A 15,772-nucleotide genomic window follows, 5' to 3' on the forward strand; every position below is an offset into this window, starting at 1 on the left:
CCTCATGGATTGCGGGGGCTCGGAGTAGGTCTGCCTCGAGCCCGCGGCCTCGCTGTCTTCCGAAGGCTGACGTCTCACGGACAGCCCGCCCCTTCGCACCGCAAAGGGGCGGGCCGTCACCCGGCTCAGGCGTGTTCCGCCGGACGGCACGCGGCCACCAGCTCCGCGACCGCGTCGTCCCACGGCAAATCCTTCTGCGAGCCGTCGCGCTGGCGCAGGCGTACGCCGCGAGCCTCCACCTCGCGAGCGCCCACCACCACCAGCCACGGCGCACCATCACCGTGCGCGTCGACAATCTTCCGCGACAGCGACTCACCTCGGACGTCCGCGCGAGCACGACAGCCCGCCTCGCGCAGCCGGGCGGCGAAGCGCTCCGCGTAGTCCGCGGCGGCCTCACCCACGGACGCCACCACCACCTGCTCCGGGGCGAGCCACGCCGGTAGCGCGCCACCATGGTGCTCCAGCAGCACGCCGATGAAGCGCTCCAGACTGCCGAGCAGCGCGCGGTGAAGCATCACCGGACGGACGCGCGCCCCCGACGCGTCCACGTAGCGCAGGTCGAAGCGCTCCGGCAGCACGAGGTCCAGCTGAATCGTTCCGCACTGCCACGCGCGGCCGAGCCTGTCCTTGAGGACGAACTCCAGCTTCGGCCCGTAGAAGGCGCCCTGGCCCGGTTGCATGAGGCACTCCAGTCCGGCCTCCTTCGCCGCGGCCAGCAGCCACGCCTCGGCCTTGTCCCAGCTCGCGTCATTGCCGGCGCGCATGGCCGGGCGGCTGGAGAAGGCCACCTGCACCTCGTCGAAGCCGAAGTCCGCGTAGAAGCGCTTGAGCGAACGCACGAAGCGGACCACCTCCTGCTGCACCTGCTCCTCGGCGCAGAAGATGTGGCCGTCGTCCTGCGTGAACTGGCGCAGGCGGAACAGGCCGTGCAACGCGCCGCCCGGCTCGCTCCGGTGCACGAGGCCGAACTCGCCCAGCCGCAGCGGCAAGTCCCGGTAGCTGGGCGCCATGCGCTGCACGAGCTCGATGTGGCCCGGGCAGCTCACCGGCTTCACGGCGAGGTGACGCTCGCCGTCCTCCACCAGGAACATGTTCTCGCGGAAGTTCTCCCAGTGGCCGCTGCGCTCCCACAGCGGCTGGGCGTAGATTTGCGGCGTCCGGACTTCGCGGTAGCCCTCGGCCTGCATGCGCCGGCGGACGTGGTCCTCCAGCAGCCGGTACAGCATCAACCCGCGCGGGTGCCAGAACACCATGCCGGGCGCCTCTTCCTGCAGGTGGAAGAGGTCCAGGCGCTGGCCCAGTGAGCGGTGGTCGTGTTCGTCGAGCATGTGCAACTCCGTTTCGGAAGCGGTGAAAAGCCCATCCGGACGGAGCGCTGAAGTGAGCGCACGGTTGCCCCGGCCGGAGAAGGCGGGGCAGGGAACCGTGCGTTCGTCAGCTCACCACGCGACGCACACCGTTCCAGGCCCGCCGAAGCGAGTCGTGGTGGTGGTCGCGGTGGTGAAGATGACGAAGCTCACGGAGATATAACTGCTGGTTGGCCGCGAAAATGTCAACTCGCCCTCCGGGGCGTGCGGCCTCGCGTCACGAAACCGCGGGCCTCGGGCCGGTGCTCGCACCCGAGGCCCCGGACGTCACGGACAGACCCAGTACGTGCCGTTGCAGGCGCAGACCGTGGGCCTGCCGACCATGTAGCAGAACGCAGTCGCGCCCTGGGTGGTACACGCCTTGAGGTCGATATCCGCGCAGTCCGTCCTGAGCGCGGCGCTGGCGGAGACCTCCTCGGTCGTCGGCGTGGGCTCCTCGGCGGAGACCTCGGCGTCGGGCCCGCCACAGCCCAGCAGGGACACACTGAACATCACCGCGACCGCGACGAAGACATTCTTCACGAGACACCTCGGACGGGTTGAATGAGACGGCTCAAGCTATCCCAGTCTTCCATGTATGTCAGACATGTCTCGTATCTGCGATGTGTCACGCGAGCAGTGACACCAGTCCAATCATCCCGGCGATGAGGAAGAAGAGCGACTCGCCAGCGATGAGGCCGCCGCCGACGAGGGACATACTGCTCATGTCCTCGGGAAGCGCTTCACCCTGGCCGGGGCTGCCCGCGACGTGAGGCTTCTGGCCGCGCTGCGCCAGCGTGTTCCACACCGAGGTGAAGATGCCGCCCGCGCCGAACCACAGCGCCGCCGGGAAGTTCACGAAGCCGCCGAAGGACGAGGCATACGGGCTCGACAGCAGCAGCGCGTCCATCACCCAGCCCACCACGAAGCCCGTGCGCGAGCCCTTCACGAAGCGCTGGTAGCCCGGCCGGCTCAGCACGCCCTTGCGCACCGCCTGGATGACGAAGCCGATGGCGAGGCCGATGAGCAGCAGCTTCACCGTCGAATCCGACAGCGTGCCCAATCCGCGGATGGCGCCCACCAGCTTGTACGTCATGGCCGAGCCCCACTGGCCCACCTCGGCCTTGGGGTTGTCGAGCTGGTTGATGGTGATTGCGGGGTAGGCCGCCATGAACACGCGCGCCAGTCCCACGCACAGGAGCGCGCCCATGATGACGCCGAGCACCTGATAGCGGAACTGGAGCACGCGGTTGGTGCCCAGGCGCCAGCCGGTGGAGCGGTCCTGCTGCATGTCCACGCCCACCGAGGTGGAGACGAGCAGAATCGTGGCCCCCATCAACCCCACCAGCGGGTTCTTCAGCCCCATCAGCGACATCAGCATCACGGAGATGACGAACGCGCTGGAGATGGGGTTCTGGTCGGTGATGCCGTACGAGATTCCGTTGATGAGCACGAACAGCAGCGCCAGCCCGAGGCCGAGGAGGAGCCAGCCCAGCGGCTGACCCAGCACCACCGTCCCCACCAGCAGCGTCGCCGCGCCCCAGCCCACCACCCAGGCCACGAGCCGGCCCATGTTGACCTTCTTCCAGGCCTCCTCCTCCTGGTCCGGAGCTTCAGCGGCACGGGCGCGAATCTTCGCCGCCGCCTGCACCGCGAGCAGCGACAGGTCCACCGCCGCCGCGCCGCAAATCATCGCGAGCCCGAGCAGGAAGCCAATCTTGCGGAACGGGTCGCTGGGCCCCAGCCAGCCCAATTCGCGGAAGGTGGGCAGCAGCGCCTTGCCGATGACGGCCATGACGATGGCGGGCACGGTGATGCGGCTGCCCACAATCATGCCGGCGCCCACCGTGGCGGCGCTCGTGCCGATGGCGCCGACGAAGGCCACCTTCTCCGTCAGCCACGCCGTCACCGCGCCCAGGAGCGTGCCGCCGCCGAGCTTGGAGATGGAGACTTTGAGCAGCCGCTTGTCGGTGAGCGCGCGGAGGATGTTCGCGACGGCCAGTCCCGACGGGTAGTCGAGCTGCAGCTTGTCCACGAGCAGCGGCGTGTAGAGCATGCCCACGCCCACGGCGAACATGCCCACGCAGCCGACGAAGAGGATGAGGTGCCACGCGGGTGGCATCTCCATGCCGAGCCACACCATGGATTGAATCAGCACGGACATGGCGCACAGCGAGGCCACCGACGCGGCCATCGTCTGCATGTAGTTGGCGCCGTGTTTGCCCTCCGCGCCGTAGCCGTACGTGACGGCGCTGCCGAGGATGCCCGCCAGCACCTGGCCGCCCACGAAGAAGCCCACGCTGAAGTTCATGTACGAGGCGGCGATGCCGCCCAGCGGGCCAAGGATGAGGAGCGCCACCGCACTCAAGAGCGCGTGGTACTTCCACGTGCCCACCTCGGGCAGCCAGCCGAAGCGCTGCTGGACGGCTACGGAGGGGGATGTGTCGGGAGAAGCAGGGGGCAGGGGACGCTGGGGAGCGGGCTGTGCCATGTGCCCTCCAGGGTAGCGGCGTTCTCCGCGACTGTCGCGCGCACGCTCTGCACGCACCCCGAGTCATCGAAACCCCCGCTCACGCGGCGCGGCATTAACATCCGCGCCATGCGAATCACCCTGCATCGGGGCGTCAGCCTGGCCGTCCTCGCGTCGGCCCGGACGGAGGCCGACCACCACGAGGACCTGGGCTGCAGCATCCAGGGCCCCACCGCGCGCCCCGTGCGCCGCGCCCACCTGCCGCTCAAGCGCCACGTCGCCATGCTCGGCCGCGAGGGCACGCTGCGCGAGGCGGACGCGCTGGTGCGCTGGCTCGAGGAGACGCCCCGCTACGCGGCCCTCTGCGAGGACGGGAAGCGGCGGCGCCTGGGCCGGCGCGTGCTCAAGCACGAGGTGCTCTTCCCGGACGCCACCCGGCACCGCCCGCGCGTGCTGCACCTGCGCCAGGAGTCGCTCGGACTGGATGTCCCCGTGCGCGCGTCCGAGTGGCCCCACGTCGCGGACCTCTTCGCCACGCTGGCCCGGGGCGCCACCCGCGCGGAGTTGCGCGCGCTGTCCGTCGTGCCCGTGGTGGCGGGGCTGCTGGCGGATATGGGGCAGGCCGGCTGGCTGGTGAGGCACGAGGCGCCGGTCGAGGTGCCCGCGCCCGGGGCCCTCTTCGTGGGACACAACACGGTGCTGGTGTCCGGCCGCGAGGCGCGCGTGCTGGTGGACCCGTACTTCCGGCCCGCGGGCCTGGTGGACTCGCGGGGCTACCAGCCCATGCAGCCGAGGGACGTGGGCCGGGTGGACGCGGTGGTCATCACCCACTCGCACGGGGACCATTTCCACCTGGGCTCGCTGCTGCCGCTGCCTCGGGACACGCGCATCTTCGTGCCCCACGTCGCGCGCGAGAGCCTGTTCTCCACGGACTGTGCGCTGAGGCTCTCGCAGCTCGGCTTCACGCGCGTGGAGCCGCTGCGCTGGGGCGAGTCCCGGCAGGTGGGCGACGTCACCGTGCGCGCGCTGCCCTTCCACGGCGAGCAGCCCACGGACGAGGAGGGCCCGTACAAGGACCTCTTCAACGAGGGCAACGCGTGGCTGGTGCGCGCGCCGGGCTTCTCGTCGGCCTTCTTCGCGGACTCGGGGCACGACGTGCGCGGGGACATGCGCGACGTGTGTCGCGAGGTGCTGCGCGAGGAGGGCCCGGTGGACGTGCTCTTCTGCGGCGTGCGCGGCTTCAAGTTGGCGCCCATCTTCTTCGGCTTCACCACGCTGGACGCGTTCCTCGTCAACGTGCCGCGCGCGGCGCTGACGAAGCCGCAGCAGCTCATGGCCGGGCCGGAGGAGGCGCTGCACTACGGCGAGTTGCTGGGCGCGCGCTACGTGGTGCCCTGCGCGGACGGAGGAGCGCCCTGGTACTGGCGCGAGGGCATGGGCCCCCGCTACGAGGGCTACCCCGGCCAGCCCGTGAGCGGCGCGAGCCACATGGATGAGAACCCGGACGCGGACCCGTACCCGGAGCGGCTCGCGGAGGTGCGGCGCGCGGTGAAGCACGGGCCGCAAGCCCTGCTGTTGCGGCCCGGTGAGGCGCTGGCGTGGAAGGGGCGGCGGAAGCCGGAGGTGGTGCGCTCCGCGGGCTTCACGTGGCCCTTCGGCGCGGTGGGGTGAGGGCTACATTCCGGGTTCGTACTCGAGCGTGGCGGTGACGCTCTGGGCGTCCACCACGTTGCCAGAGCCATCCCGGATGGTGACCGTCGCCGTGAAGGTGCCAGCGAGGGCACTGATGGCGCACCAGGTGGGGCCGGTCCCCGTGCAGGTCACGCCGCTCCACTGGTACGTGTAGCCGGAGACCGGGCTGATCATGTCGAACACGATGGTCTTCTTGACGGTCCGGCTGCGGTTGAAGCCGAAGCAGCCGCCCGCGCGCGGGTAGTCATAGGCCGGCGTGTCCACGTAGCAGCCTCCGGTTCCTCCCGTCAGCGCGGCCTCGGACGTGGTCACCGTTGGCGGTGTGGGCTCGCCTTGCTCCAGCTCGGGGGCACCTCCGCAACCGGCGCCGACGAGCAGTGCGGCTCCCAGGGAGAGCATTCGCAGGGTGGAGGGACTTGGGGACTTCATGGGCTGACGCGTCGGGGTGTGGGCGTGGCTCATGTGGCTCCTCATGGAGGAAGGGTGCTTCGCCGTGAGCGGCCCGCGGACGTTAATCGACGCTATCCTGAATAAGCCACCATCCAAGGAATCGTGGAATATTCTATTCGTGTGCCCGGACGCGCTGCTCACGCCTTCGCGGCGAGTCGCCGCCGGCCCTGGACGAGCTTCACCGCGTAGAGGACGACCAGGACGACGAGGCACACCACTCCCAGCGTCACGAAGCGGTGGATGAGGTCTCCCTCGGACCAGCCGTGGTCCTCCACGAGACGGTACGCGTCGCTGGGGCCCGAGCCCTCGTTCTGGCCGAAGGGGATTTCGGCGAAGTCCCTGCGGGCGTGCCACCACGTGATGAAGCCGTCCATGAAGCTGGCGCCGCCGATGACGGCGAAGCCCCACCGCAGGCCGTGCTCGTGGACGTAGCTGCCGGGGCGCACGTACATCGTGGCCATCAGCGCGGTGCCCATCACCATCATTCCCGCGTCGCCGTTGAAGATGATGAGCATCAGCGCCGTCGGCTCGGACAGGAACAGCGTCCCGATGAGCTGGGTGAGGAGGATTCCTCCGGCCGTATAGACCTGCCACATGCGGCGCTGCTTCCAGGCCCACCAGGCCCAGTACCCGAGCCCCGCGGCCGCCAGCGTCGCGAGGAAGTACGAGCGCCCGAAGTTGAGCGTCTTCCACAGCGTGGGGATGGACACGTAGCCGCACAGCCAGCCGGTGATGGCATGGCCCAGCTCATGGACCGGCATGGTGAAGATGCGGACGAGGAACGCGCTGCCACCGGATGCGGCCAGATACGAGACGAGGAGCACCACGGGAAGGGTCCACGTGTGGATTTTCAGCTCCCAGGCGGCGTCCTCGGCGTCGGCGTCCAGGTCGGGTGTCGCCTCGGGAAGGACGTCGGAGCGCAGCTCCCCGGGCCGGACCAGCCACGCCGGGTCGATGAGGGGCGGCTCCTCCGGCGCGAGCAGCGCGGCGGGGGAGGGGGCGGCGGAGGCCTCTTTCGTGGCGGCATCGCGAGCGACTCGCGCGTTCGCCTTGGCGTAGATGACGCCGCAGCGCGGGCACTCCGGCCCCGGGGCTCGCGGCGCGTGACAACGGGGACAGGAGGGGGAGGAGTCCACGGTGCCCATGAGCCTAAGCGGCCCCGTCCGTGGGAGAAAACCCGGGCGGGCCTTGACGCGCGGGCGCCGCTCGCCGCATGAGCGGGCCATGTCGTCGCTCGACACCCAGACGCGAGGCCGCACCACGCCAGGCCGCCTGCGCGCGCTGGACGCGTACCTGTGCCACGCCGAGCGCGAGCTGCTCTCCCGTGGCGACGGTCAGTGGGCCCACGCCGTCTTCGTCGACGTCGGCTTCGGCGAGCACCCGTGGACGACGCTGGAGAGCGCCGCCGCCTTCCGCGCCCTCCAACCGGAGCTGACCGTCATTGGCGTGGAGTTGGAGCCGGAGCGCGCCCGCGCCGCCTGCGCTCACGCCGACGCCCGCACCCACTTCCGCGAGGGTGGCTTCGCGCTGCCGCTGCGCGAGGACGAGCCCGCCCGCCTCGTGCGCGCCATGAACCTGCTGCGCCAGGGCCCGCCCGAGCGCGTCCCCGAGGTCCATCACACGCTGGCCCGCTTCCTCCTCCCGTCCGGCCTCCTCGTGGAGGGCAGCGCGGACCCGGAGGGGGCCATCCTCACAGCGCATCTGCTGCGCCGGGGACCCGACGCGGACGCGCCCCCCATTCGTGAGGCCCTCCTCTTCCACACCGACTTCCGCCACGGCTTCGCACCGTGGCTCTTCCGTGACTGGCTGCCCCGTGACTTGCGCCGCCGTGTGAAGCCCGGCGAACCCATCCACGCCTTCTTCTCCGAGTGGGACGCCGCCTGGCGCGAGGCCCGCGCCGCCGGCCACACCGACCCGCGGGATGCCTTCCGCGAGACAGCCCCGCGCCTCGCCACCCGCACCCATGGTGTGCTGGCGGACACATGGCTGGGGGCGCAGGGCTACCTCGTCTGGAAGCCCGAGGGCGGCGTCAGTCCCTGAAGCGTGGAGCTCCAGCGATGACGCGATGCATGCCCCCCTCGCATGCGCGGGGGGCAGACAGCCAGGCTCCGGGCTTTCTCCGGTGCCGAGAAGATGAGTTGCCCAGGGGGAGGAGAAAAGTGTGGTGCAGACGGCTATTCTGCGCCCCGAAATCCTCCCTCGGGGTCTTGCCAAGGCTCGTGAGTCTGGAGCAGGTAGGACCTTCGAACCTTCATGAAACGGCACATCGTCTCTCTCATCGCCGCGGGACTCGCCGCGGCCACCTCTGGCGCCACCATGCCCGCGCCAGGCACAGCTCCGGCGTGGGCCTCGCAGGCGCGCTCCGCGAACCGCGCGGTGGCGTCGCGTGCGCGCCGGGACGGGGAGACGGGGGCGCCGGAATCGCAGCAGGAGATTGAGGACGCCATGGTGGAAGAAGCACCCCGGGCGCGCGTGGAGGGCCGGCCGTCCGTGCTGCTCTTCTCCGCGAGCTTCTACGGCACGCTCGCGGCCGCGCGCTGCTTCGGGCGCAACGGCATCGACGTCACGGTCGCGGACCCGGCGAAGCTGGGCCCCGCGAGCTGGTCCCGCTACGTCGGGCGCCGCGTCCAGTGTCCGCCCGAGTCACGCGCCGAGGACTTCATGGCGTGGCTGCTGGACTTCGGCCGCCGCGAGCCGATGCGGCACGTCCTCTACCCCACGAGCGATGAGCTCGCGTGGCTCGTCTCCGTCCACCGCGACGCGCTCGCCCAGTACTTCCACCTCTATGACCCGGGCGTGGACGCCGTCTACGGCCTGCTCAACAAGCGCAAGCTCTTCGAGGTGGGCCAGGAGGTGGGCCTGCGGCTGCCGCGCACCTGGTTCCCCGAGTCCGAGGGGGATTTGGACGCCATCTCCCGCGAGGCGCGCTTCCCCGTCCTCATCAAGCCCACCACGCAGATTCTCTACTCCACCCACCGCAAGGGCCACCCGGTGTCGGAGCCCGCGCAGCTCGCGGAGGAGTACCGCGCCTTCTCGCGCGACGGGTACGCGGACATGCTGGTGAAGTTCGACCCGGCGGTGGCCCGGCCCATGGTGCAGGAGTTCCACCCCGAGGCCGCGCGGGGCATCTACAGCCTCTCCGGCTTCGTGGACGAGACGGGCGAGCTCTTCGAGGTGCGCGGCGCCATGAAGGTGCTCCAGCGCCCCCGGCGCCTGGGCGTGGGCGTGTGCTTCGAGTCCGCCCCCGTGCGCGAGGAGCTGGCCAACGGCCTCAAGCGCCTGTGCAAGCGCCTGGGCTACCACGGCGTCTTCGAGGTGGAGTTCATCCAGACGAAGGACGACTTCCTCCTCATCGACTTCAACCCCCGCTACTACGGGCAGATGGGCTTCGACATCGCCCGTGGCCTGCCGCTGCCGCTGCTCGCGTACCACGCGGCGCTGGGCGACAGGGAGTCGCTCCAACGCGAGGCGAAGGCCGCGCGCGAGTGGCGCGGCAAGGGCGAGGTGTTCTGCAACCGGATTGCGCTGGAGATGCTGCTCAACCTCCAGCGGCTGTCCGGCGCGCTCCCGGGCGAGGAAGCGCGCCAGTGGCGGCAGTGGCTGGAGACGCACCGGGGCGTGTCGGTGGACCCGCTCATCGACTCGGAGGACCTGGTGCCCACCGCGGTGGAGCTGGCGCAGATTCTCTACGTCTCCGCCCGCCACCCCCGCGCCTTCGTGCGCTCCATGGTGCTCAACCGCTGAGCCGCGCGGGCTCGGCGGGCGGCGCGTCGAACGTCACCAGGTCATCGAACGTCTCGGCGCGGCGCAAGAGCCGCTCCTTCCCGCCCTCCAGCGCGATGATGGCCGGCTGCGGGAAGGAGAAGGACGTGGCGAAGGGCACGAAGTACGCGCCCGCGTCCATGATGGCCAGGGTGTCCCCCACGGAGAGCTCCGGCATCCGCTTCGCGTGGTAGAGCGTGTCGCCCGGCGTGCAGATGGGGCCCACCAGCGTGTACACGCGCTCGGCCTTCGCGTCCGGCCGCTCCACGTGGAAGAGCTGGTGGTACTCGTTGCGCACGCACTCGGCATGGTTGACGCCCGCGTCCAGCACGGCCCAGGCGCGGTCCTCGCCCTGCTTGAGGGCGTGCACGCGGGTGAGCAGGAGCTGCGTGTCGCCCGTCATCGCCCGGCCCGGCTCCAGGAAGATGCGCGGACGCTGACGGCCCCGGCGCGCGTAGTGCGACTCCACCATCTCCACCACCAACGCGAGGTAGCGGTCGATGGAGAGCGACGCCGCCGGGTCCGGCGCCGGCACGTCGCGGAAGAAGGTGAGGTTGAGCCGCCAGTCGCGCTCGGCGATGTGCTCCGTCGTCGGCGTGCACAGGCTGCCGCCGAGGTCCAGGACTTCCAGGTCCAGCCCCAGCTCCTGGTGCAGCGTGTCCGTGAAGGCCAGCACCGACTCCACGAAGCCGGTGATGTCCCCCTCGGTGCGGATGGTGGCGCCGCGGTGCGCGTGCAGGCCCACGACGTCCAGGTGCTTGGAGGCGCGCGCCTGCTGGTAGGCCCGCAGCGCGGCGCCACCCGCGATGGGCGTGCCGAACTGCGCGGACCAGCCGCTGTCCGTGCTCACCCGCACCGCCACGCGCGGGCGGCGGCCCACCTCCGCGGCGATGCGCGAGAAGACGTCCAGCTCCTCGGCGTGGTTGGCCGCGAGCAGCTGGATGCCGCGGGAAATGGCCTCGCGCACGGAGGCCTCGGACTTCGCCGGGCCGTTGTAGACGATGCGCTCCGGGGCCACGCCCAGCTTCAGCGCCAGCCACAGCTCGTACGCGGAGATGACCTCCGCGCCCACGCCCAGCTCGTGCATGAAGGACAGTACGCCCGGCACCGGGTTCGTCTTGTACGAGTAATAGACCTCGGCCCCGCCCGCGCGGCCCGGAGGCACCGCGAGGAAGCGCTGCACGTTGCGCTTCAGCGCGGCCAGGTGCACCACGTGGAGCGGCGAGCCCCAGCGGGCCGTCAGTTCCTTCAGGGGCACGCCCTCCAGGCACAGCCCCTGGCCGGGGCGGTGCTCCAGCCCCCAGTGGGAGGCGGGGATGGAGGTCCGCGCGGGCGCCATGGCCTTCTGGAGCACCGGGCGCAGCGTCTCCTTCACCTGGCGCTTCGCGGTGCCGACGAGGCGGCTCTTGAGGCTCATGAAGCGCGTCCCTGCTTCGGCAGCCGCAAGGGCAGCTTCTTCGCCACGTCGAAGGGCAGCGTGCGCATCAGCAACTGCAGCGCGCGGTACTCCAGCATGCCGTTCGTCTTGCGGTACTTGCCGTGAATCATCTCGTTGGACTGCATGACCAGCGTGCCGTCCTTGCCCAGGTTGTGCATCAGCGAGGGCCGGCCCGTGCGGTAGTGCAGGATGGGGCGGTCGACGTAGACGTGGCCGAAGGCGCGGATGGCGCGCAGGTAGAAGTCCACGTCCTCGTAGACGGGGATGGAGGCGTCGAAGCCGCCCAGCGGCGCGAAGTGCTCGCGGCGCACCATGCACGCGGAATTCACATACAGCGTGCCGCGGAAGAGGATGTGCGCCACCGTCCACGCGCTGTTGGGCGTGCTGGCGCCCACCTTGGCGGCCCACTGGAAGTAGTCGCTCTTGTCCTTGAGCCAGTCCGCGTCGTCGCCGAAGGGCACCACCCAGCCCACCGCGACACCGGCGTCCGGCCGCGCGTCCAGCCCGCTCACCATGGCGTGCAGCGCCCCTTCCGCGAGCATGTCGTCGTCGTCGAGGAAGTGCAGGTAGCGGCCCTTCGCCAGCGTGGCGCCGTAGTTGCGCACCACCGCCGGGCGCCCCTTGGAGGGCGGGTCATTCACGAGGTAGCGCACCCGCGCGTCGCCAATGCCTTCCACCGTCGCGCGCGCCGTCCCCTCGGGCGTGTCGTCCAGGACGATGACTTCCACGCTCACCCCCTCCTGCCGAAGCACGGAGCGGATGGCCTCCACCACTTCCTTCTCTCGCTTGTGGGTGGGCATCACCACCGAGACATCAATCGCTGACATGGCAGGACTTATATGCGGTGGCGCCCACGGCCGGGAAGACGCCCCCGGGCCGTGACGGTGCGCGCCTGACTGCTCACGCACGCGTCACGCCGCCTGCTTGGATGCTGGGTTTTTGGGAATCGCGGCGCCCGCGCGGACCACGCAGAAGCTGCGCGAAAAAGGGGCATCGCGCGTCCATTGCCGACGCGGGACCGTTGCGACCGGACGCGCTGCCCCAGGCTGTTCAGTAGCTCGCGACGGTGAAGTCGAAGTCGTCGTGGCCCCATTCGGTGTCGTCATCGACCTGGACGGAAGCCGTGGCAGGTAGGGCAGGGCTGTCAGGGTTTGCGGGCCGGATGGCAGAGCGGGATGCGGGGGAAACCTCGGCTCCATCCCAGTCCCGGAAACCCAGCATAGAGCGGGGAGAGACGCCCGTTCCCTCGATTTCCCCGTACGAAACGCGGTCCAGCCAGGGCTGCATGCTGTCACGGGCCATTTGCGTCCTCCTGCCCCCCCGCGGGCGGCGTGGGGATGTTTTGCAGTCGGCATGCCAGCCCGACCTCGGGTGCAAGACGTCTGGAGGCGCCGTGTCCGGCCAGCCACGCGAGGCCCGCCGGACGCAAGGCTGGCGGGCCAGTGTCAACGAATTGACGCCAGGGCGGCCGCCGGACAGGAACGAGGGCGCACATGGCCCTCCTCCTGGCACACGACGTCGAGGACCCCCGTCCCTGCAGCTACCTGCCGGAGCGGGAGGCCTCCCTTGAAAACCTGGTGATGCAGGACGTCACGGCGGAGGAGTACGAGCACCTGCTGGTGCGCGGGTGGCGCCGCTTCGGACCGGTGTACTTCCGGCCCGCGTGCGCGGCCTGCAACGAGTGTGTCTCGCTGCGCATCCCCGTGGAGACATTTCGTCCCAACCGCAGCCAGCGCCGCGCCCACGCCGCCTGCGCCCACCTGCGCGTGGAGGTGGGCAGGCCCCGCGTGGACGCGGAGCGGCTGGCCCTGTACCGCGCGTGGCACGCGGAGCGCGAGGCCTCTCGCGAGTGGAACCCGTCACCCATCACCGCGCGCGACTATTCGCTCCAGTTCTCCTTCCCGCACCCGTCCGCGCGAGAGCTGACCTGGTACGACGACTGCGCGGAGGGCGGCCCGAAGCTCGTGGGCGTGGGCATTTGCGACGAGACGCCCCGCGCGTGGAGCGCGGTGTACTTCTTCTATGACCCGGCCTACGCGCACCTGTCGCTCGGCACCGCCAACGTGGTGCGGCAGGTGGAGCTGGCGCGCGAGCGCGGCATCCCCCACGTGTACCTGGGCTACCGCGTCCTGGCCTGCGCGTCGCTGCGCTACAAGGGCGGCTTCCGCCCGCACGAGCTGCTGACGGAGCGGCCCGCCGTCGGCGCGGAGCCCCGCTGGGAGGCGGCGCCCTCGGAATAGGCGCGGGCGTCAGCGGGCGTCCAGCAGCGCCCGGGTGAAGTGCTCGCGCAGCCGCCGCTCGTACTCCTCGGGGGCCACCTTCGAGTACTGACCATGGCCGGCGCCCTCCACCACCCAGAGCTGCTTGGGCTCGCAGGCGGCGCGGAAGAGGCTGGCCTGGAGCTTGGCGGGCGCGTCCGGGTCCACGTCGCCGTTGACGAGCAGCAGCGGCCGCCCCCGCAGCCGGCACATACCGTCGATGGGGCGCACCGCCTTCACGTCGATGCCCGCGTGGCGCAGCGTCCACAGCACCGGCTCCGCGCTCAGCGCGCCCCAGCGGCCATAGCCCGAGTACACGTCCGCCTCGAGCGCGGGGTAGGCACCCGCCGCCGCCACCGCCTTCACGCGCGAATCCACGCTGGCCACCAGCAGCGCGGTGGTGCCGCCCATGGAGAAGCCGAACAGCCCCACCCTCGCCGGGTCCACGTCCGGGCGCGCGGAGACGAAGTCCAGCGCCGCCGTCACGTCGTGCCGCTCGCTGTCGCCCCACGTCACCCGGTCCCCGTCGCTCTCGCCATGCGCGCGCAAGTCGAAGAGGAGGACGCCGAAGCCCGCCCGGGCGAGCGCGCGCGCCTCGAAGAGCAGCTGCGTGCGGTTGTCCGCGAAGCCATGGACGAGCACCACCGCGGCCCGGTTGCGAGAGGGCACGTACCAGCCGCGCAGCGTCAGCCCGTCCGAGTGGGTGAAGGCCACGTCCGTGAGCCCCTCCAGCTCGCCCGTGGCCGCCGGGCGCTCCACTGGAACGTGAGGTGGGTGCAGAAGACCCTGGCCGATGCGATAGCCGTGGAAGGCGAGGTAGCCGACGAAGCCGAGCGCGCCCACGAGGAGCACCAGGACGGCGAGGAGGAGGGGGCGGAGGCGCGTTTTCACGGTGGCGGACGGCGCGGGGCCGGGAAGCGAAGCCTATCCGAGAGCTGCCAGGGTGCCTGCCTCAAGGCCGGTTGCTTCTCAAGAAGCCGGACGCTAGGGCTTATCTGCTTATCTTGGCGCCCCAACCTCCATGCGCTACGGTGCCGCTGCCTTTGGAGTGAGGCTTGATGTACGCACATCTACCGGTCGACGCACCCGAAGCCTCCGAAAAGAAGCGCGTGCTCTTCACGTTGGTGTTCCTGGGCTTCGGGGGCATCGAGCGATCGGTGTGCAATGTGTTGGCGGGCCTGAACCCGAAGCGGTTCGCCACCAAGATGTTCTTCCACCACCAGCCCCACCCGAAGAGCCAGTCGGACCGCATCCCCAAGCACACCGAGGTGGTGTGGGGCACCGATGCCTTCTTCTACCGGCGGACGATGCTCCCTCGCTTCCTCTGGCGGCTCGTCCAGGAGGCCCGCGACGCGGACGTCATCGTCGCCGGCCAGGAGGGCCGCGCCGCGCTGATTGCCTGTCTGGCCGGGAAGCTCCTGGGCAAGCCCGTGGTGGGGATGATTCATTTCGACTGGGGCGCCTTCAGCCGCGAGCAGCCCCGGCGGCAGCTCTGGGGGCTGCGCGTGCTGTACCCGCGCATGCAGCGCATCATCGCGTGCGGCCATGACTCCGCGAAGGCCTTCCAGGCGCTGGTGCCGGTGCGGCCGGGCCAGCTCCAGGTCATCCCCAACTTCGTGGATGGCAACAAGGTGCGCGCCGCCGGTGACGCGCCGCTGCCCGACTGGGCCGTGCCCATCTACGAGAAGCCGGTGGTCATCGCCGTGGGGCGGCTGGAGCACCAGAAGGCCTTCGACGTGCTCATCCGGAGCCACGCGCTCATGCGTGAGAAGGGCTCGGACCACCACCTCCTCATCCTCGGCGATGGCTCGCTCGAGGCCGAGCACAAGGCGCTGGTGAAGTCCCTGGGCGTGGAGTCCTCCGTCTTCATGCCGGGCTTCGTCCCCAACCCCCACGCGCTGATGAGCCGGGCGGCCGTCTTCGCCATGTCCTCGCGCTTCGAGGGGCTGCCCATGGTGCTGCTGGAGGCGCTCGCCCTGGGCTGCCCCGTGGTCAGCACGGACTGCCCCTCCGGGCCCGCGGAACTGCTGGAGCACGGCAAGCACGGCCTCCTGGTGCCCATGGAGGACCCCCAGGCCCTGGCGGACGCGCTGGGCCGGGTGGTGGGCGACGACGAGTTCCGGCGGGAGCTGGCCGGCCGGTCCCGCCGCCGCGCGGAGGAGCTGTCCGCCGAGCGGGCCCTGCGCGCCTGGGAAGACCTGCTGTCGTCCGTCTGATTCAGCCGGGTCCAGACGTCCGTCCGCCTGACCTCCAGACCCGGGGATGGAAGGGGGGCGCCCGGGGTGTTCCACCCCGAGGCACCCGGAGAATGGCAACGCAAGGGAAGGAAAACCTTGCCGGCCCCGGGCGGCTTCAA

Annotated in this window: 14 protein-coding genes; 5 read left to right on the forward strand and 9 right to left on the reverse strand. The window is 70.6% G+C overall.

Going from position 1 to position 15,772, the window contains the following annotated elements:
• Window positions 1–125: 125 nt before the first annotated feature.
• The 3 genes from thrS to ACVTJA_RS15515 form a co-directional block, all read right to left on the reverse strand.
• A complete protein-coding gene (gene thrS / locus ACVTJA_RS15505; protein WP_465837148.1) occupies window positions 126–1,328 on the reverse strand; it encodes a threonine--tRNA ligase in 1,203 nt (400 codons plus the stop codon).
• A gap of 306 nt (window positions 1,329–1,634) precedes the next feature.
• Complete coding sequence (locus ACVTJA_RS15510; RefSeq protein ID WP_465837149.1) at window positions 1,635–1,889, reverse strand: hypothetical protein; 255 nt, start codon at window positions 1,887–1,889, stop codon at window positions 1,635–1,637.
• A gap of 85 nt (window positions 1,890–1,974) precedes the next feature.
• Window positions 1,975–3,837: an OPT/YSL family transporter gene (locus ACVTJA_RS15515; RefSeq protein ID WP_465837150.1), complete on the reverse strand. Its 1,863-nt coding sequence runs from the start codon at window positions 3,835–3,837 to the stop codon at window positions 1,975–1,977.
• A 108-nt stretch (window positions 3,838–3,945) separates the two neighbouring features.
• On the opposite strand from ACVTJA_RS15515, the gene ACVTJA_RS15520 reads away from it, so the two are divergent.
• A complete protein-coding gene (locus tag ACVTJA_RS15520) occupies window positions 3,946–5,487 on the forward strand; it encodes an MBL fold metallo-hydrolase (RefSeq protein WP_465837151.1) in 1,542 nt (513 codons plus the stop codon).
• A gap of 3 nt (window positions 5,488–5,490) precedes the next feature.
• On the opposite strand, the gene ACVTJA_RS15525 is transcribed toward ACVTJA_RS15520, so the two are convergent.
• The gene (locus ACVTJA_RS15525; protein WP_465837152.1) at window positions 5,491–5,970 is read right to left on the reverse strand and encodes a hypothetical protein; all 480 of its coding nucleotides are present in this window, start codon (window positions 5,968–5,970) and stop codon (window positions 5,491–5,493) included.
• A 125-nt stretch (window positions 5,971–6,095) separates the two neighbouring features.
• A complete protein-coding gene (locus ACVTJA_RS15530; protein WP_465837153.1) occupies window positions 6,096–7,094 on the reverse strand; it encodes a hypothetical protein in 999 nt (332 codons plus the stop codon).
• 88 nt (window positions 7,095–7,182) lie between these two features.
• Between ACVTJA_RS15530 and ACVTJA_RS15535 the strand changes: the two genes are divergently transcribed.
• On the forward strand, window positions 7,183–7,998 hold the full coding sequence (locus tag ACVTJA_RS15535; protein ID WP_465837154.1) for a methylase: 816 nt from the start codon (window positions 7,183–7,185) through the stop codon (window positions 7,996–7,998).
• A 405-nt stretch (window positions 7,999–8,403) separates the two neighbouring features.
• Entirely contained in the window at window positions 8,404–9,702 is a 1,299-nt protein-coding gene (locus ACVTJA_RS15540; RefSeq protein WP_465840399.1) for a carboxylate--amine ligase, read from the forward strand.
• Here ACVTJA_RS15540 and ACVTJA_RS15545 read toward each other — a convergent pair.
• The 3 genes from ACVTJA_RS15545 to ACVTJA_RS15555 all read right to left on the reverse strand — a co-directional run bounded on the left by ACVTJA_RS15545 (window position 9,692) and on the right by ACVTJA_RS15555 (window position 12,460).
• Complete coding sequence (locus ACVTJA_RS15545; RefSeq protein ID WP_465837155.1) at window positions 9,692–11,137, reverse strand: type III PLP-dependent enzyme domain-containing protein; 1,446 nt, start codon at window positions 11,135–11,137, stop codon at window positions 9,692–9,694. The genes ACVTJA_RS15540 and ACVTJA_RS15545 overlap by 11 nt on opposite strands.
• Window positions 11,134–11,985, reverse strand: coding sequence for a glycosyltransferase family 2 protein (locus tag ACVTJA_RS15550; protein ID WP_465837156.1), 852 nt, complete (start codon window positions 11,983–11,985; stop codon window positions 11,134–11,136). The genes ACVTJA_RS15545 and ACVTJA_RS15550 overlap by 4 nt, the downstream gene beginning before the upstream one ends.
• 223 nt (window positions 11,986–12,208) lie before the next feature.
• Window positions 12,209–12,460, reverse strand: coding sequence for a hypothetical protein (locus ACVTJA_RS15555; RefSeq protein WP_465837157.1), 252 nt, complete (start codon window positions 12,458–12,460; stop codon window positions 12,209–12,211).
• 191 nt (window positions 12,461–12,651) lie between these two features.
• Between ACVTJA_RS15555 and ACVTJA_RS15560 the strand changes: the two genes are divergently transcribed.
• The gene (locus tag ACVTJA_RS15560; RefSeq protein WP_465837158.1) at window positions 12,652–13,398 is read left to right on the forward strand and encodes an arginyltransferase; all 747 of its coding nucleotides are present in this window, start codon (window positions 12,652–12,654) and stop codon (window positions 13,396–13,398) included.
• Between the two features lie 9 nt (window positions 13,399–13,407).
• Here the strand turns inward: ACVTJA_RS15560 and ACVTJA_RS15565 are convergent, their stop codons facing one another.
• Entirely contained in the window at window positions 13,408–14,307 is a 900-nt protein-coding gene (locus ACVTJA_RS15565) for an alpha/beta hydrolase (protein WP_465837159.1), read from the reverse strand.
• Window positions 14,308–14,474: 167 nt separating this feature from the next.
• On the opposite strand from ACVTJA_RS15565, the gene ACVTJA_RS15570 reads away from it, so the two are divergent.
• The gene (locus ACVTJA_RS15570) at window positions 14,475–15,632 is read left to right on the forward strand and encodes a glycosyltransferase (RefSeq protein WP_465837160.1); all 1,158 of its coding nucleotides are present in this window, start codon (window positions 14,475–14,477) and stop codon (window positions 15,630–15,632) included.
• The last annotated feature ends 140 nt before the right edge of the window (window positions 15,633–15,772 follow it).

The sequence above is a fragment of the Pyxidicoccus sp. M6 genome (genome assembly GCF_055568925.1).

Bases quoted from the DNA above. Each gene is read 5' to 3' on its own strand.
- ACVTJA_RS15525 (WP_465837152.1), bottom strand. From the start codon at position 5,970: ATGAGCCACGCCCACACCCCGACGCGTCAGCCCATGAAGTCCCCAAGT.
- ACVTJA_RS15520 (WP_465837151.1), top strand. From the start codon at position 3,946: ATGCGAATCACCCTGCATCGGGGCGTCAGCCTGGCCGTCCTCGCGTCG.
- ACVTJA_RS15540 (WP_465840399.1), top strand. From the start codon at position 8,404: ATGGTGGAAGAAGCACCCCGGGCGCGCGTGGAGGGCCGGCCGTCCGTG.
- ACVTJA_RS15545 (WP_465837155.1), bottom strand. From the start codon at position 11,137: ATGAGCCTCAAGAGCCGCCTCGTCGGCACCGCGAAGCGCCAGGTGAAG.
- ACVTJA_RS15560 (WP_465837158.1), top strand. From the start codon at position 12,652: ATGGCCCTCCTCCTGGCACACGACGTCGAGGACCCCCGTCCCTGCAGC.
- ACVTJA_RS15515 (WP_465837150.1), bottom strand. From the start codon at position 3,837: ATGGCACAGCCCGCTCCCCAGCGTCCCCTGCCCCCTGCTTCTCCCGAC.
- ACVTJA_RS15550 (WP_465837156.1), bottom strand. From the start codon at position 11,985: ATGTCAGCGATTGATGTCTCGGTGGTGATGCCCACCCACAAGCGAGAG.
- ACVTJA_RS15570 (WP_465837160.1), top strand. From the start codon at position 14,475: ATGTACGCACATCTACCGGTCGACGCACCCGAAGCCTCCGAAAAGAAG.
- ACVTJA_RS15555 (WP_465837157.1), bottom strand. From the start codon at position 12,460: ATGGCCCGTGACAGCATGCAGCCCTGGCTGGACCGCGTTTCGTACGGG.
- ACVTJA_RS15535 (WP_465837154.1), top strand. From the start codon at position 7,183: ATGTCGTCGCTCGACACCCAGACGCGAGGCCGCACCACGCCAGGCCGC.
- thrS (WP_465837148.1), bottom strand. From the start codon at position 1,328: ATGCTCGACGAACACGACCACCGCTCACTGGGCCAGCGCCTGGACCTC.